This window comes from Yersinia artesiana, assembly GCF_902726545.1.
Lineage (GTDB): Bacteria > Pseudomonadota > Gammaproteobacteria > Enterobacterales > Enterobacteriaceae > Yersinia > Yersinia artesiana.
The window spans coordinates 72,048-87,843 of sequence record NZ_CACVAD010000009.1; the positions used below are offsets into that span (position 1 = coordinate 72,048).

The window sequence follows — 15,796 nt, forward strand, 5'->3', positions numbered from 1 at the left end:
CTCCAACTAGAGGCAAAAGCCTACCGCATTTATCATTGCAGCCCGGCTGATTGATTTTACTGACTGCTAACAGGCCAAACCGCCCGCAGCAAAGGAATATGATAACCGTATAATATCGTACTTATGCCATTTTCTATAACTGGCAATCAACGATAGACGCCAGCACCATGTCATGCGCAATGCCGCTACGAATTTCTGACTGACCTATCGCAGTTGGCAGAACCAGACGAAGCTCTCCGGCCAGCACTTTTTTATCTCGCATCATGTGTGGTAGATAGGACTCTGGCGTCATTTCCTGCGGCCCGCTGACTGGCAGACCGGCACGTAACAGGAGTTGCTTGATACGCTCAACATCTTCAACGGAGAACTGGCCCAATCGACGGGAGGTGTGCGCGGCCATCATCATACCGGCGGCAACAGCTTCCCCGTGCAGCCAGACGCCATAACCCATTTCGGCCTCAATGGCATGACCATAAGTATGACCCAAATTGAGTAAAGCGCGCATCCCGCTCTCTTCCCGTTCATCGGCTGCAACAACATCGGCTTTCAATTCACAGCAACGACGGATGCAGTAGGCTAATGCCGACATATCCAGTGCAAGAAGTGAGTCGATATTGGTTTCCAGCCACGCAAAGAAAGCTGCGTCAAGAATGATGCCGTATTTGATAACTTCAGCCAGCCCGGAAGCAAGCTCACGTGAAGGAAGGGTTTTAAGACAATTAAGGTCAACCACCACCGATGCGGGCTGGTAGAAAGCACCAATCATGTTCTTACCCAATGGATGATTCACTGCGGTTTTACCACCGACAGAAGAATCCACTTGAGAAAGTAAAGTAGTAGGAACTTGAATAAAGCGAACACCGCGCTGATAGCAAGCGGCGGCAAAACCGGTCAGGTCGCCTACTACACCACCACCCAGGGCAACAAGTGTAGTATCACGACCGTGCGGTTTTTCCAGAAGGGCAGAAAATACCTGCTCCAGAACGCTCAGAGATTTGTACTGCTCGCCATCAGGTAAAATCACCTGATCGACTTTAATGCCGCCTTGCTCCAGCACTGCCCGGAGCGAATCCAGATAGAGTGGCGCTAGCGTTTGGTTGGTTACCAGCATAACCTGGTCACCCGCCTTCAGCGGCTTAAAAGAGGCTGGATCATTGAATAATCCAGCAGCGATCGTAATCGGGTAGCTACGCTCCCCTAACGTGACAGTAATCTTCTCCATGTCGCGCCCAGTAACCTTCTTAACTTACGCCCGCGGGCATTAGTAAAATGCTAAAATTAGTTACTTTCCAGCATGTTGATAATCTGGTTAGCAACAACTTTCGCGCTTTGATCGTCAGTGCGGATGGTGACATCTGCAATTTCTTCGTACAACGGATTACGTTCTTTTGCCAGTGCTTCTAACACTTCACGCGGAGGCGAATCAACCTGCAACAACGGACGTTTTTTGTCGCGCTGCGTACGAGCCAACTGCTTTTCGATAGTGGTTTCCAAGTACACCACAACGCCACGGGCTGACAAACGGTTACGGGTTTCTCTGGATTTAACAGAGCCGCCACCGGTTGCCAGCACAATGCCTTGTTTTTCCGTCAGTTCATTAATAACTTTTTCTTCACGATCGCGGAAACCTTCTTCGCCTTCCACGTCGAATACCCAGCCCACGTCAGCTCCGGTACGTCGCTCAATTTCTTGATCAGAGTCGAAAAACTCCATATTGAGTTGCTGAGCTAACTGACGACCAATAGTGCTTTTGCCGGCACCCATAGGCCCAACCAGAAAGATATTGCGTTTCTCTGCCATGTTTTTGGTATTACTAAGACTATTCGTTAATGATAACCCGCCCCGCCAATCAAATTAGCAACGGGACCTAAACTGAAACCTCATGAGCGATAGTGCGAGATCAGACGGAAAATTATCTCAGCACTTCTGGTAGTTTGGCAACCGAATAAATCGTTGTACACGTCGTGGGAGGGAAACCATACGTTTTTATCGGCGTATCAACGTTATTAAAAAACCTCGGAGCTCAATTCGGTAACCCTTGTAAGCTAAATCCGAGGCAGCGTCAAATTTAGAAGCCCCCAATCACACAAAAAGTTGCAGAAAGTCACCAAGATTGACCTATTTTCATCAATCAGCACCTCCTAATACTCAAGCACTGATTAACCTTGGGGTGATGAAAATAACTAACTCCCGACGATTTTGTTGCCGGGTATCCTGTTTAAACAGCCCACCCAACCAAGGAATATCGGCCAATATAGGGACTTTATTAAGCCCGTGACTGCTTTTTTGCTGGAAAATCCCGCCTAACACAATCGTTTCGCCATCATTTACCGTAATTTGAGTTTGAATTTCCTGCTTATCTATTAATAAAGTTTCACTATCACCGCGTTTCATCGCCATTCCGGGCATATTTTGGCTGATTTTTAAGTTTAAAGTGATTTTGCCATTCCGCAGTATTTTCGGCGTGACCTCCATCCCTAGCACTGCTTCTTTAAACTCAATCGTGGTCGCCCCTTTTTTACCCTGCGAAACAGTATACGGAATATCGGAACCTTGCTTGATACTGGCGGTTTGTTGATGAGAGGTCACCAACCGAGGGCTGGCAATGATATCGACCTGATTTTCCTGTTCCAGTGCGCTCAACTCCAGTTCCAGCAGCCGCCCTCCGATGCGGGCAACATTAAAACCGGCGCTGACGGCACTATTTGGCAGAGGCAAATTTACATTAAAATCACTCATTCGAAGCGAGGAGGTGGGTTTGGTATCGCCCATCCCCCAACGTACGCCCAGTTCCTGCAAATTTTCGCGGCTGATGGTCAAGATATGCGCGGCCAACTGGACTTGCTGCAAAGGCAAATCCATCTCTGCCAGCCAATTTTTTAATAATGCTAATGATGCGGGAGTATCGCGAATTAATAATGTATTTGTACGTTTATCTACCACCACGCTACCCAGCGGAGAAAGCAGACCACCATCAGCCAGACTCAAACTGTCTGCAACTTCTGCGGCATCGGCATATTGTAAGGCGAGACTCAAATTACTCAGCGATTCCGGCGCGGTTTTTTGTTCCGCCCGCAGTCGCCTTTCCTCGCTATCCTGTTCGCTGAAAATCAGCATAACCGCCCCTTCTCGCTCGACTTTCAGGTGCGCCATACGCAAAACAATAGCAAGCGCTTGATCCCAAGGGACATCCACTAGCCGGAGGCTGAGATTCGCGCCAATATCTGATGCAATGACTAAATTCAATTGCTGATAGTCAGCCAGTGCTTGCAACACCACGGAGGCGGGAGCATCTTGAAACTCCAGTGAAACTGGCTCGTCACTTTTGGCATCAATGGCAAAAGAAGTGGTGAATAAGACACCGCACAGCAGAAGAGTGGATAATAGCTCTCGCACCATACAATATGCGGTCCAAAACCAGTTTTTGATTTTAAATATGATTGTGATTTTAAATAGCGAGATTCTCATCAGATTCATTCCTTTTAATACTGATTATTAATGGGTTAGCGCATTAAAAGCACCACAGAACCCGATGAGCCTGAGCATGGCCGTTCCGTGTTGACATGCTGGAGGCTAACCTGTCGCTCACCAATATGAGTTACCTGCCAATAAGGCAATAAGCGCGTTTCTGTCGCCACCTTTTGCCACTGACCCTCTGAACGTTGTACCCAGCCAATATGATAATCTGCACTGCGGACAATGCCCTGCAATCGCCATCCGGCAAGCGTTTTCCGGTCATCATCGCAAGACGCTGTTGATATTCGCTCAAAAGGATTGCGCCCAACCTCTGCCAATAAGGATCCTGCACCAACAACCTGTGATACTGCGACCAGTAGCCCTCCGAGCACCCATACACTCTTACGGTGATCACTCACTTTCACCTCCGGCGAGATACTCTTGTAGGTTTAGTTTTACGGTCAACACATGGCTATCACGCGTAATGTCAATGATTTGGATATGGGCCGCTGACGGAGTGGAGGCTAACTGACGAAGTAAATGGAATAATCCATAGAAGTTGATCCGTAAGGTTGCAGCCCATTGTTGTTGCTCGACAAAACCCGCTCCGCCGCCTTCTACAAGCGGTTCAGATTGCCGCTGCCAACTTATAACCTGCCCACCCAAAGGCCCAATCCATTTGCCGACTAAATGTGCTATTGAGCCGCCGGGTTGCTGTCGCGATGCTTCTGCCACACTTAACGCGGTCAGTTCCTGCTGAAGAGAAAATAGCGATGGCAACCGTGCCAACTCTGACTGTTGGCGCTCAACCTGTTGTTGGTGTTGGATAATTTCCTGGGTGCTGAGCTGCTGCTGTTGCCATTGAGGGCGTAGCAGCATGCTATAAACACCTAACCCAATCAGCCCCAGTAGCCCCCATTGATATAAGCAGAGCTGCCAACCAGGCCGATCCAGCCAACGTTGCAGCTGTTTATTCATCACTCATCCCCTCCAGAGGCCAATCCGCCTGCGCCATAAACCGAAAATGCCCATCATCCCGCTGAGCAATTCTTTGTAAGCGCACATTTGCCAGTAGAGGCTGTCGGTCCAATCGCGCTAAAAAATCATGGATCACGGCATAATCTTGGCTGACCGCCTCAAAAACCAGCTTATCGCCTTGCGGTATCAGGCTGATCAACCAGCAGTTATCAGGAATTTGTTGGGATAACTGCTGCAATAACACCGAATAACGATGGGCAGATTGCTGCATTTGCCGATATATCTGTGCTCGCTGCTCCGCACGCTGTTTTTGCGCCATGAGCTGTTGCACCTGTTGATGCAGTTGGCTCAATACTGCCTGCTGTTGCAAAAGTGCCGCCAGACTGCCTTGTTGGCTGATTTGTCGTGAGTGTAACTGCATCTGGATAACCACCAGAGTGATGGCAAAAAGTATTCCCTGGCACAGGCCTATGTTGCGCCAAAATCGGTAACGAGATAACTGACACGCTGCGCGCCATGATGAAAAATTAACTTGATACATCAGTAATCTACTGGGCGTAATGCCAGCCCTCCGGCTAAGGTGAACGCTGTCGGTGATGGCGGTAAGGGGGGGTGATACTGAGTAAATGCCGCAAAAGGTGACCAGAGTGCAGTATTGTCCGGTGCGGGTTCATCCATGATACTGCTGTAATACACTTTGACTGCTTTATCACTCAATTCAGAATATTGGGTATGAAGTTGCGTCAATAATATAGACAACGGGTTGAGCATATTCGCGCCACCCTCCGGTACATCGTCAGTTTCAATGGCCACCACACCGAAGATAAACGGCATGTCACTGGAGGAAACCCACAGCCACTCGTGTGCCAACCGGTGAACTAACCAATAAGGCCCCACTAAACCGGCTGCCATCGCCATATAACGTAGCGCGCAGGGGGTGATATCAATGATGTGTGATGGTAGCTCTGCCTGTTGCAAGCATGCTTGCCATTGGCGAACTTCTGACTGGCGAGCGGCAGTGATTAATAATTCACGCCCAGACACCGCCCGATAATCCAGCGCCAACTCCTGACGGCTTACCGGGAAAAGCTTGCTTGCCACTGCATGAATGAAGCCCTCGCGTTCGGGTTCGCGTAGCCGCCGATCCGGCGTGGGAATGGTCTGTTGCAAGATCCGCTGTGCGGGTAATGCAATGCGTAATGAAATATGTCGTGGTAATTGTTTGCGTAATAATTTGAGTTTGTCGCTAACCACATCTGGCTGTTGTAAAATACCCTCCCGCACAGCCCCATAAGGTAAGGTTTGATGCCACCAGTACCGCAGTTGCCAACCATAGCGCCGTCTGACAACTGCCAAGGCGCGTATCGCCTCCATTTGAATATCTAGCCCAACCTGCCAATATTGTGTGTACATCTTTGTCGACCTCCGTGTCGAGACAGAATAAAAGTACGTATCCATGTAACGGGCTTGCCTTTATACTACGGCGCGGTTGTTTATAAACTGCCCAATTGACATTGAATGGGAAATCTCAGGTGAAGTTCGTAAAGTATTTTTTGATCCTTGCGGTGTGTTGCATTTTACTGGGAGCAGCCTCGATATTTGGCCTGTACAAATATATTGAGCCTCAGCTACCCGACGTTGCCACACTGAAAGATGTCCGGCTGCAAACACCTATGTTGGTGTATAGCGCCGAAGGCGAATTGATCGCCCAATACGGTGAAAAGCGCCGTATCCCGTTGACATTAAAACAAATTCCACCAGAAATGGTGCATGCATTTATTGCGACGGAAGATAGCCGATTCTATGAGCATCACGGTGTGGACCCAGTGGGTATCCTACGTGCGGCTTCTATTGCTATGGTGTCGGGGCGCGCCTCTCAAGGGGCCAGTACCATCACCCAGCAGTTGGCGCGAAACTTTTTCTTAAGCCCGGAACGAACCTTGATGCGTAAAATCAAGGAGGCTTTTCTGGCCATTCGCATTGAACAGCTACTGACCAAAGATGAAATTCTTGAGTTGTATCTGAACAAGATCTATCTGGGTTACCGCGCCTATGGTGTCGGAGCGGCGGCTCAGGTTTATTTCGGCAAAGAAGTCAATGAGTTGACTCTCAGCCAGATGGCGATGATTGCCGGTTTGCCAAAAGCGCCATCAACTTTCAACCCGCTTTACTCACATGACCGCGCTGTTGCACGTCGTAATGTGGTGCTGTCGCGCATGTTGGATGAAAAATACATCACCCAAGCGCAGTACGATCAGGCTCGCAGTGAAGAGTTGGTTGCTAACTACCATGCGCCGCAAATTGCTTTCTCAGCACCTTATCTGTCCGAAATGGTGCGTCAGGAAATGATTAAGCGCTATGGCGAAAACGCCTATACCGACGGCTATCAGGTCTATACCACCATCACCAAAAAGCTTCAGCTCGCGGCGGTGGATTCCTTGCGCGCAAATGTGTTGGCTTATGACATGCGCCACGGCTATCGTGGCCCATCCAATGTGTTATGGAAAGTGGGCGAAAGCGCGTGGAGTCGTGAGCAAATTATTGACTCACTGAAAACACTGCCAGTCTATGGCCCACTGTTGCCTGCGGTTATCACTGAGGCAAATGCGGAACAGGCAACAGCCATGTTGGCTGATGGTAGCAGCGTGACATTACCGATGGCCGGTATGCGCTGGGCGCGCCCGTATAAATCTGACAATGCTCAGGGGCCGACACCTAAAAAGGTCACCGATGTTGTTCAACCAGGTCAGCAGATTTGGGTCAGAAAAGTGGATGACAATTGGTGGCTCGCTCAAGTGCCAGACGTCAACTCTGCCTTGGTTTCTATTGATCCGAATAATGGTGCGATTAAAGCGCTGGTAGGCGGTTTTGACTTTAACCAAAGTAAATTCAACCGTGTTACACAGGCATTGCGTCAGGTTGGTTCGAATATCAAACCTTTCCTGTACACCGCGGCGATGGACAAAGGCCTGACCTTGGCAAGTATTCTCAACGACTTGCCGATTACGCGTTGGGATGCGGGTGCGGGCACCGACTGGCGGCCAAAAAACTCGCCACCCACTTATGACGGCCCGATTCGCCTGCGTCAGGGTCTGGGTCAATCGAAAAACGTGGTGATGGTGCGAGCCATGCGCGCCATGGGGGTGGATTATGCAGCTGAATATCTGCAACGCTTTGGTTTCCCGGCACAAAACATCGTGCATTCAGAATCATTGGCGCTGGGTTCTGCTTCATTCACGCCATTGCAGTTAGTCCGAGGTTATGCGGTGTTGGCAAACGGCGGCTATTTGGTCGATCCGTATTTCATTACCAAAATCACCGATGATACCGGCAATGTTTTGTTTGAAGCGAAACCGAAGATTGTTTGTGAAGAGTGTAACTTGCCAGTCATTTACGGCGACACGCAACGCTCTGTGGTGCTGTCCGACGATAACATCGAAAACGTAGCGACGTCACAAACCAATAATGCCAACAATGTGCCAATGCCGGAGCTGGAACAAGTCACTCCAGCGCAAGCTAAGCTCAATAGTGATGAGCAATATGCACCGCATGTAATAAGCACCCCGCTGGCGTTCCTGATTCGCGACGCATTGAACTCCAACATCTTCGGTGAACCGGGTTGGATGGGGACCGGCTGGCGTGCTGGGCGCGACTTAAAACGCAAAGATATCGGTGGTAAAACCGGTACCACCAACAATTCGAAAGATGCCTGGTTCTCCGGCTATGGCCCGGATACCGTGACATCAGTCTGGATTGGCTTTGACGATCATCGCCGTGACTTGGGCCGCAGCACTGCATCTGGTGCAATTCCTGACCAGATTTCAGGTGCTGAAGGCGGGGCGAAGAGTGCTCAGCCAGCATGGAATGACTTTATGAAAGCAGCCCTTGAAGGCTTGCCGGAAAAACAAGTCGCGCCACCGCCAGGTATTGTCAGTGTGGTGATTGATAAGCAAACAGGTAAGTTATCTACAGGTGGGCCAGGTAGCCGCTCAGAGTACTTTATCGAGGGGACGCAACCCACCGAATATTCTGTACATGAAGCAGGTACGACGCTGATGGATAATGGCCAGACTCACGAATTATTCTGATTATGTGTTAAGTGAGTGCTGATGGCTGCGTAGCAATCAATGCAACCGTTGTCTCAAAATAAAAACCGGGAAATCGCAAGATTGTCCCGGTTTTTTTATTAGAGCGCTCAATATTAAGCAATACCCGCTTTAGCCAAAAATGCCTGGGCTAAAAACAGAGCGCTGACATTTCTCGCTTCGCAAAAACCCGGTTCGTCAAGCAGCGCCATCATATTCGCAATCGGCCAGCGCACTTGTGGCAACGGTTCCGGCTCATCACCTTCCAGGCTTTGTGGATAAAGACTTTGCGCGACAACAATGTTCATTTTGCTTGAAAAGTAAGACGGAGCCATCGTCAGCTTACTAAGGAAATCGAAGCGCTCAGCGCCAAATCCAACTTCCTCCATCAACTCACGATTAGCCGCTTCTAATACGCCCTCTCCGGGATCGATCAACCCTTTAGGAAAGCCCAACTCATACTCTTCGATACCCACGGCATATTCGCGGATCAGCAGTAAGTCATTGCCAATGATTGGCACAATCATCACGGCTTCGCGATTCGATGGGCGCATGCGCTCGTAAACACGCTGCACGCCATTGCTGAACTCCAGACTCACGGCTTCAACAGTAAATAAGCGGGAGCGGGCTATCGTTTCTATTTTATGTATTTTAGGTTTTTGCAGGTGTTTCATAATGGCCCCAAATTAAAACTCGCCGCCTGTCGGACGCGCATCGGGGTATAGTCAGGCCCATAATATGGTTACTTAATAAGCCACTTTTTACCCATGCGGATTAACCCGACTCTTTATACTGGATTTTATTAGAACTTGATCACATTGTGCGTTAATGAGAACCTTTATCGCAATGTCAGTTAGATATAATTTACCTGTTTTTAACATGGCGGCGAGTTTAGTCAAGATTCAACCGGTTATTTTTCACCCTATATCTGCGCAACATCAGTTAAAACTTGTGTTTGAAAATAGGATTATGCTGATATTACCGATGTTTTAGCCTTGCTATCCTTATCAGCCTACGGGCAGTTTAAGAGCACTTGTATTAGGTTATTTAATGAATAACGCTGTTATATGCCTCTGTACTGTGTTTATGCGTAAGATAATGCATTATTGGGGCGCTCGGATGGGGATGGGATGAGCACAATAGTATTAATATTGGCCTTACTGTTGACCAGTCTGATCACAGTGGGTGTGTTGTGGTGGTTCCGATTCCGCCGACCTATCCCCGTAACTGCTACACTGCCGTTCGCGAAACCCACGCATCGAAAACTGACACCGGAAGAGCGGGTCAACATTGAAAACTACCTGCTAAACCAACAAGATAAAATTGGGTTTAAACCCCAGTCAACGTTTGACACCCGCACACTGACAAACAGCACGCCTTCGCCCGCTAAACTGATTTTAACCCCCCAAAGTGACAATGTTTATGCGGTAACCCGCGCGATTACCCGCTATGGCGTGGCAACTGATGAACCAAATAAATGGCGCTATTACCTTGATTCTATTGAAGTTCACCTGCCAGCCTCATGGGAACAATATATTACTCAGGATAATGACGTCGAACTTATCCAAACCCAAACGATTCCTTTGGTTATATCCCTCAACGGGCATACGCTGAAAAATCATCAGTCTGAGAACACTTACCAGCCTATTTTATCTTCCGTGGCGCAAAACGCATCAATCCGCAAAGCGGATAGTGAGCATATTGAGCTACTGAATATCCGCAAGGAAACCCCGGAAGAGTATGCATTGCATGGCACTAATGGCTTGAAAGAAGCTGGGGCCATTTGTTTGGCATTGCTGTTGCTATTCTTTGCACTGACTGGCCCTACGGTAACGCTGCCCTGGCTTATTATTGTGGCGGCAACACTGACTGGCTGGGCATGCTGGAATATGTTCCGCCCATTATCTGAAAAAGATTTGCGGGAAGTTCATTGCTTAAGTGGCACACCAAAGCGCTGGGGCCTGTTCGGTGAGTCAAATCAGGGGCAGATGAATAATATCTCGCTCGGGATTGTCGATCTGATCTATCCGGCACATTGGGGGCCTTATTTTGCTCATGATTTGGGCAAAAAAACCAACATTGATATCTACCTCAATCGTCAGGTTGTACGTCAGGGGCCATTTTTGTCCCTACACGATGAAATGAAGCACTTTCCCCTACAACGCTGGGGGAAAAACCTGATATTAATGGCCGGATCACTGTTGGTGATGGCGTTATTACTGATTTATGTGCCACTGGGGTTGCCGCTAAAATTAAGTGTCGCCTGGTTGCAAGGCGCACAAAGCCAGCAGGTGACCAGCGTGGAAGCATTAGAAAAAATGCCGCTCCGCATTGGCGATATGTTGAAAGCACAGGGAATGGGGATGTGTTATGTCCCGCCGAATACTCAAAACTCGCGCAGTTTTGTTTTTACACCTTTTGACTGTTCCGGTATTTATTGGAATAACGCAACGCCATTACCGCAGCCTGAATCTGAGGTCATTGAAAAGGCGGCCTCGCTAGTAGCTACCGTCAATCAACAGCTACACCCACAAGGCTCAGATGCTAACGTTAACCCACAACTGGCAACCGCGATTGAAAAGTCCGGTATGATTTTGCTGGATAACTTTGCGGATATCGTTTTAAAAACACAGGCATTATGTGGTGGTGATACTGATTGTATTCGCCTGAAAAATGCTTTGGTGAATTTGGGTAATGCCAAAAATTGGTCAGGGCTGGTGAAACGAGCACAGTCAGGTACCTTAAAAGGCATGAATGTGCTGTTACGCCCGGTCAGTGCCGACACACTGGAAAATCTGGTTAAAACGGCAACTTCATCATTTGTTTACCGTGAAACACATCTGGCGACAGAAGCCTTGAACAGCCCTCCGCCGGGTGGATTCCTGATTACCAGCGATGAGGGTAAACAGTTAGTCAATCACCCTGCTCCCTCGGTTCCTCTGTTCGATTACAGTGCGTTGGAGCAGTGGCGGGAATTGCAGCGGCTCTCTGGGTTGCTGCTCAATACCCCATTTAAGGCAGAAGGTATCATTACCAATATCACTATCGATGCCAATGGTACTCGCCACATTGCATTGCACAGCGAGCCGGATATCGTGACACTCGGCCGTTATTTAGGCACCAGCCTGCTGCTGCTGGTGCTGATTGTGTGTTTAGTGGTGAATACCACCTTATTTATTCGCCGCGTCCTGAAAAACCGCAGTCGTATGGATAATATTCAACGCTATTATGATAATTGCTTCAACCAACCCCTCGCTCCAGCGCCTTTCCTACGTTAGCCCTTTTTCGTTTATCATTAGTCTTATTGAATACAGTTAATGTGATGTGGAGTCGCGATGCCCCCTGAATTGAATTGGCAAGAAATTGATACCGTGCTGTTGGATATGGATGGCACTCTGCTCGATTTAGAGTTCGACAGCCATTTCTGGCTCAAGCAGGTACCGGAAACACTCAGCCAACGCCGGGGGATATCTCTGGAGCAGGCGCATAAAATTATTCATGATGAATATCTGGCCGTTCAGCACACATTAAATTGGTATTGCTTCGATTACTGGAGTGAGCGGCTGGATTTGGATATCTACGCGATGACCACGCAAGCGGGCTATCGCGTGCGGTTGCGCCAGGATACCCAGCCCTTTTTAGCCCGTTTACGTGAGCGCGGCTTACAAACCATTTTACTCACCAATGCCCATCCGCACAGTCTGGCGGTAAAAATTGAGCACACCGCTCTCGACCAGCACCTTGATTTATTACTTTCCACCCATACATTTGGTTATCCAAAGGAAGATCAACGACTGTGGCAAGCTGTCACGCAGCATACCGGGCTGAATCCTGCCAGAACCTTATTTGTCGATGACAGTGAGAAGATTCTGGATGCTGCGCGCACCTTTGGTATCCGCTACTGTCTGGGAATAGAAAACCCTGACTCCAGCTGTGCTGATAAAGCATTTCACAGCCACCCTGCAATCAATGACTACCGTAAGCTATTGCCTGCATTAGAGTTACGCAAGTAATGTCGGAATAAATGAGCATGACGGCTGGGAGTATTCATGAAAGAGAAAGCAGTCTCGGACGAATCGGTTCGGCTAGATAAATGGCTTTGGGCCGCCCGGTTTTACAAAACCAGAGCAATAGCGCGAGAAATGGTGGATGGCGGCAAAGTCCATTACAACGGGCAGCGTGGTAAACCGAGTAAGCTGGTTGAAATCAATGCCGAAATTCGTCTGCGCCAAGGTAACGATGAGCGCACAGTACGGGTCTTGGCGCTACACCACCAACGCAGAGGCGCAAGTGAAGCGCAGGCATTGTATGAAGAAACTGAGGCCAGCATTGCTAACCGCGAGAAAGTGGCACAAGCACGTAAGCTCAATGCTCTGACCATGCCACATCCGGATCGGCGACCGGATAAAAAAGAGCGTCGCAATCTAATCAAATTTAAACAAGGCGAGCCAGAGTAAACTGCTTGCAGCCAGAAAGAGAGAAACCTATGTCTAATCACGATCAATCTAATCACGATCACTCTAATCATGATCAACTGCAACGCTACCTGTTCGCTAACCATGCTGTGCGCGGTGAACTGGTTTCAGTCAATGAAACCTACCAACAGATGCTCGCTAATCATGACTACCCTCCTGCGGTACAAAAACTGTTAGGTGAAATGTTGGTCGCGACCAGTCTGCTGACCGCGACCCTCAAATTTGACGGTGATATCACTGTGCAATTGCAAGGTGGGGAAGGCCCACTCTCACTGGCAGTGATTAACGGCAATAACCAACAAGAAATGCGCGGTGTCGCCCGCTTTAAAGGTGAAATCAGTGATGAAAGTACGCTGCAAGAGATGATGGGCAACAGTGGCTATCTGGTCATAACCATCACACCGGCACAGGGTGAGCGCTATCAAGGTGTAGTGGCATTGGAAGGTGAGACTATCGCCGCCTGCCTGGAAAATTACTTTATGCAGTCAGAACAGCTACCTACTCGCCTGTTTATCCGCACCGGTCATGTGGAAGGTAAACCTGCCGCAGGCGGTATGCTGTTGCAAGTTCTACCCGCACAGGAGCGTAATGAAGATGAATTTGATCATCTCGCACAGCTTACTACCACCATCAAAGCTGAGGAGCTATTCACCCTGCCGGCCAATGAGGTGCTGTATCGTTTATATCATCAGGAAGAAGTGACACTTTACGAACCACAAAATGTCAGTTTTCGCTGTACCTGTTCTCGCGAACGTTGCGCCGATGCATTAGTGACGCTATCCGAAGATGACGTCAAAGAAATGCTGGAACAAGATGGCAATATTGATATGAATTGCGAGTATTGCGGTACTCACTACCTGTTTGATGCGGTCGATATTGCCACATTAAAAAGCGGTAACAGCCCTTCATCAGAACAAATTCATTAATTATCGTAATACTTGGTTGGGTGCTGACTCGTGCCCAGCCATTTCTTCTGCCGTTTCATACTTGCGACAATCCGTGTCCTATCTCTCATAACCTAGCGAAAAGTAGGTCATATATTGAAATATTTGAACGCTATCGCTGTTAATCGGGGATGAGTAATTACAATCGCTGGTAGAAAATTGACGATCCAGGAGTTATGACATGAGTGTTAAAGGAATTACCCCGCAGGAGCTCGCCGCCTATGGCATCCATAACGTCAGCGAGATTGTTTACAACCCAAGCTATGATTTACTGTTCCAGGAAGAGACTAAACCCACACTCGAAGGATACGAGCGCGGAACCCTCACCAACACAGGAGCAATTGCGGTAGATACCGGTATCTTTACCGGCCGCTCACCAAAAGATAAATATATTGTCCGTGATGCTATCACTCAGGATACCGTGTGGTGGGCCGATCAGGGCAAAGGCAAGAATGATAATAAACCGCTAAGCCAAGAGACTTGGACTCACCTGAAAGGGTTGGTCACTAATCAACTGTCTGGGAAGCGCCTGTTTGTTGTTGACACATTCTGCGGTGCTAATGCCGATACCCGTCTGCAAGTTCGCTTTGTTACTGAAGTGGCCTGGCAAGCGCATTTCGTTAAAAACATGTTTATTCGCCCAACTGATGAAGAACTGGCCCATTTCGAGCCTGATTTTATCGTCATGAATGGCGCTAAATGCACTAACCCGAATTGGAAAGAGCAAGGTCTGAATTCAGAGAACTTTGTGGCCTTTAACCTGACAGAACGTATGCAGCTAATTGGCGGCACATGGTATGGCGGTGAAATGAAGAAAGGTATGTTCTCAATGATGAACTACCTGCTGCCACTGAAAGGCATTGCTTCCATGCACTGCTCGGCTAACGTCGGTGAAAAAGGCGATGTGGCTATCTTCTTCGGCTTGTCCGGTACCGGTAAAACCACCCTGTCTACTGACCCGAAACGCAAGTTGATCGGCGATGACGAACATGGCTGGGATGATGACGGTGTATTTAACTTTGAAGGCGGTTGCTACGCCAAAACCATCAAGTTATCCGAAGAAGCAGAACCCGATATTTATCATGCAATTAAGCGTGATGCATTGCTAGAGAATGTGGTGGTGCTGCCAGATGGTACTGTTGATTTCAATGACGGTTCCAAAACTGAAAACACCCGTGTTTCTTACCCTATCTACCACATTGAAAATATCGTTAAGCCAGTCTCTAAAGCAGGTCATGCCACCAAGGTTATTTTCCTGACTGCCGATGCCTTTGGCGTATTGCCGCCGGTATCTCGCCTGACGGCAAATCAAACCCAGTATCACTTCCTGTCTGGTTTTACAGCCAAACTGGCGGGTACTGAGCGCGGTGTCACTGAGCCAACACCGACCTTCTCTGCTTGTTTTGGTGCCGCATTCTTGTCACTGCATCCAACACAATATGCAGAAGTATTGGTTAAACGTATGCAAGCGGTGGGTGCTCAAGCTTATCTGGTCAACACTGGCTGGAATGGCACCGGCAAACGTATTTCCATCAAAGATACCCGAGCCATCATTGACGCCATTCTGAATGGTGAAATTGATAAAGCTGAAACCTTTACCCTGCCAATCTTCGATCTGGCCGTGCCGATGGCATTACCAGGCGTAGACCCCGCAATCCTCGACCCGCGCGACACTTACGCGGATGTTGCGCAGTGGCAAGAGAAGGCCGAAGACCTGGCGAAGCGTTTTACCACGAACTTCGATAAGTATACCGATACCCCAGCAGGGGCTGCGTTGGTTAGCGCAGGGCCAAAGATCTGATTTAGATTTGGTTTTGTAAGATGACAAAAGGGGCACATGTGTGTCCCTTTTTGTTTT

General features: G+C 48.7%; 14 protein-coding genes. 6 read left to right on the plus strand and 8 right to left on the minus strand.

All coding sequences use genetic code 11. The annotated features are described in order from the left end of the window. Positions 1–133: 133 nt before the first annotated feature. The 7 genes from aroB to pilM form a co-directional block, all read right to left on the minus strand. Positions 134–1,222, minus strand: a complete 1,089-nt coding sequence (aroB, locus tag HU019_RS04810; RefSeq protein ID WP_174847950.1) for a 3-dehydroquinate synthase — start codon at positions 1,220–1,222, stop codon at positions 134–136. A 56-nt stretch (positions 1,223–1,278) separates the two neighbouring features. Further along, positions 1,279–1,800 carry a shikimate kinase AroK gene (gene aroK, locus HU019_RS04815; RefSeq protein ID WP_004391482.1) on the minus strand — a complete coding sequence of 174 codons (522 nt, stop codon included), beginning with the start codon at positions 1,798–1,800 and terminating at the stop codon, positions 1,279–1,281. Between the two features lie 348 nt (positions 1,801–2,148). Then, a complete protein-coding gene (hofQ, locus tag HU019_RS04820; RefSeq protein WP_174847951.1) occupies positions 2,149–3,468 on the minus strand; it encodes a DNA uptake porin HofQ in 1,320 nt (439 codons plus the stop codon). A 35-nt stretch (positions 3,469–3,503) separates the two neighbouring features. After that, positions 3,504–3,848, minus strand: coding sequence for a DNA utilization family protein (locus tag HU019_RS04825; RefSeq protein WP_174847968.1), 345 nt, complete (start codon positions 3,846–3,848; stop codon positions 3,504–3,506). Positions 3,849–3,867: 19 nt separating this feature from the next. Then, positions 3,868–4,434 carry a pilus assembly protein PilO gene (locus tag HU019_RS04830; protein ID WP_174847952.1) on the minus strand — a complete coding sequence of 189 codons (567 nt, stop codon included), beginning with the start codon at positions 4,432–4,434 and terminating at the stop codon, positions 3,868–3,870. After that, positions 4,427–4,975, minus strand: a complete 549-nt coding sequence (locus HU019_RS04835) for a PilN domain-containing protein (RefSeq protein WP_174847953.1) — start codon at positions 4,973–4,975, stop codon at positions 4,427–4,429. The genes HU019_RS04830 and HU019_RS04835 overlap by 8 nt, the downstream gene beginning before the upstream one ends. After that, positions 4,975–5,847 (minus strand): type IV pilus biogenesis protein PilM, encoded by an 873-nt coding sequence (gene pilM, locus HU019_RS04840; protein ID WP_174847954.1) that lies wholly within the window; start codon positions 5,845–5,847, stop codon positions 4,975–4,977. Before pilM ends, HU019_RS04835 begins: the two co-directional genes overlap by 1 nt. A 119-nt stretch (positions 5,848–5,966) precedes the next feature. Between pilM and mrcA the strand changes: the two genes are divergently transcribed. Continuing rightward, positions 5,967–8,522, plus strand: a complete 2,556-nt coding sequence (gene mrcA, locus HU019_RS04845) for a peptidoglycan glycosyltransferase/peptidoglycan DD-transpeptidase MrcA (RefSeq protein ID WP_174847955.1) — start codon at positions 5,967–5,969, stop codon at positions 8,520–8,522. A 113-nt stretch (positions 8,523–8,635) separates the two neighbouring features. Here the strand turns inward: mrcA and nudE are convergent, their stop codons facing one another. Then, positions 8,636–9,193, minus strand: coding sequence for an ADP compounds hydrolase NudE (nudE, locus tag HU019_RS04850; protein ID WP_174847956.1), 558 nt, complete (start codon positions 9,191–9,193; stop codon positions 8,636–8,638). A gap of 456 nt (positions 9,194–9,649) precedes the next feature. Here nudE and HU019_RS04855 point away from each other — a divergent pair, with 456 nt between their 5' ends. The 5 genes from HU019_RS04855 (at position 9,650) to pckA (ending at position 15,739) form a co-directional block, all read left to right on the plus strand. Next, positions 9,650–11,797 carry an intracellular growth attenuator family protein gene (locus HU019_RS04855; RefSeq protein WP_174847957.1) on the plus strand — a complete coding sequence of 716 codons (2,148 nt, stop codon included), beginning with the start codon at positions 9,650–9,652 and terminating at the stop codon, positions 11,795–11,797. 57 nt (positions 11,798–11,854) lie between these two features. Beyond that, positions 11,855–12,532, plus strand: coding sequence for a GMP/IMP nucleotidase (gene yrfG / locus HU019_RS04860; protein ID WP_174847958.1), 678 nt, complete (start codon positions 11,855–11,857; stop codon positions 12,530–12,532). Positions 12,533–12,568: 36 nt separating this feature from the next. Beyond that, positions 12,569–12,976: a ribosome-associated heat shock protein Hsp15 gene (gene hslR, locus HU019_RS04865; RefSeq protein WP_005159667.1), complete on the plus strand. Its 408-nt coding sequence runs from the start codon at positions 12,569–12,571 to the stop codon at positions 12,974–12,976. 29 nt (positions 12,977–13,005) lie between these two features. Further along, complete coding sequence (hslO, locus tag HU019_RS04870; protein ID WP_019084089.1) at positions 13,006–13,920, plus strand: Hsp33 family molecular chaperone HslO; 915 nt, start codon at positions 13,006–13,008, stop codon at positions 13,918–13,920. Between the two features lie 199 nt (positions 13,921–14,119). Beyond that, complete coding sequence (gene pckA / locus HU019_RS04875) at positions 14,120–15,739, plus strand: phosphoenolpyruvate carboxykinase (ATP) (protein WP_005159660.1); 1,620 nt, start codon at positions 14,120–14,122, stop codon at positions 15,737–15,739. Positions 15,740–15,796 lie beyond the last annotated feature (57 nt).

Coding starts and splice junctions, on each gene's coding strand:
- aroB (WP_174847950.1), bottom strand. CDS start 1,222: ATGGAGAAGATTACTGTCACGTTAGGGGAGCGTAGCTACCCGATTACG.
- aroK (WP_004391482.1), bottom strand. CDS start 1,800: ATGGCAGAGAAACGCAATATCTTTCTGGTTGGGCCTATGGGTGCCGGC.
- hofQ (WP_174847951.1), bottom strand. CDS start 3,468: ATGAGAATCTCGCTATTTAAAATCACAATCATATTTAAAATCAAAAAC.
- HU019_RS04830 (WP_174847952.1), bottom strand. CDS start 4,434: ATGAATAAACAGCTGCAACGTTGGCTGGATCGGCCTGGTTGGCAGCTC.
- HU019_RS04835 (WP_174847953.1), bottom strand. CDS start 4,975: ATGTATCAAGTTAATTTTTCATCATGGCGCGCAGCGTGTCAGTTATCT.
- pilM (WP_174847954.1), bottom strand. CDS start 5,847: ATGTACACACAATATTGGCAGGTTGGGCTAGATATTCAAATGGAGGCG.
- nudE (WP_174847956.1), bottom strand. CDS start 9,193: ATGAAACACCTGCAAAAACCTAAAATACATAAAATAGAAACGATAGCC.
- HU019_RS04855 (WP_174847957.1), top strand. CDS start 9,650: ATGAGCACAATAGTATTAATATTGGCCTTACTGTTGACCAGTCTGATC.
- yrfG (WP_174847958.1), top strand. CDS start 11,855: ATGCCCCCTGAATTGAATTGGCAAGAAATTGATACCGTGCTGTTGGAT.
- hslR (WP_005159667.1), top strand. CDS start 12,569: ATGAAAGAGAAAGCAGTCTCGGACGAATCGGTTCGGCTAGATAAATGG.
- hslO (WP_019084089.1), top strand. CDS start 13,006: ATGTCTAATCACGATCAATCTAATCACGATCACTCTAATCATGATCAA.
- pckA (WP_005159660.1), top strand. CDS start 14,120: ATGAGTGTTAAAGGAATTACCCCGCAGGAGCTCGCCGCCTATGGCATC.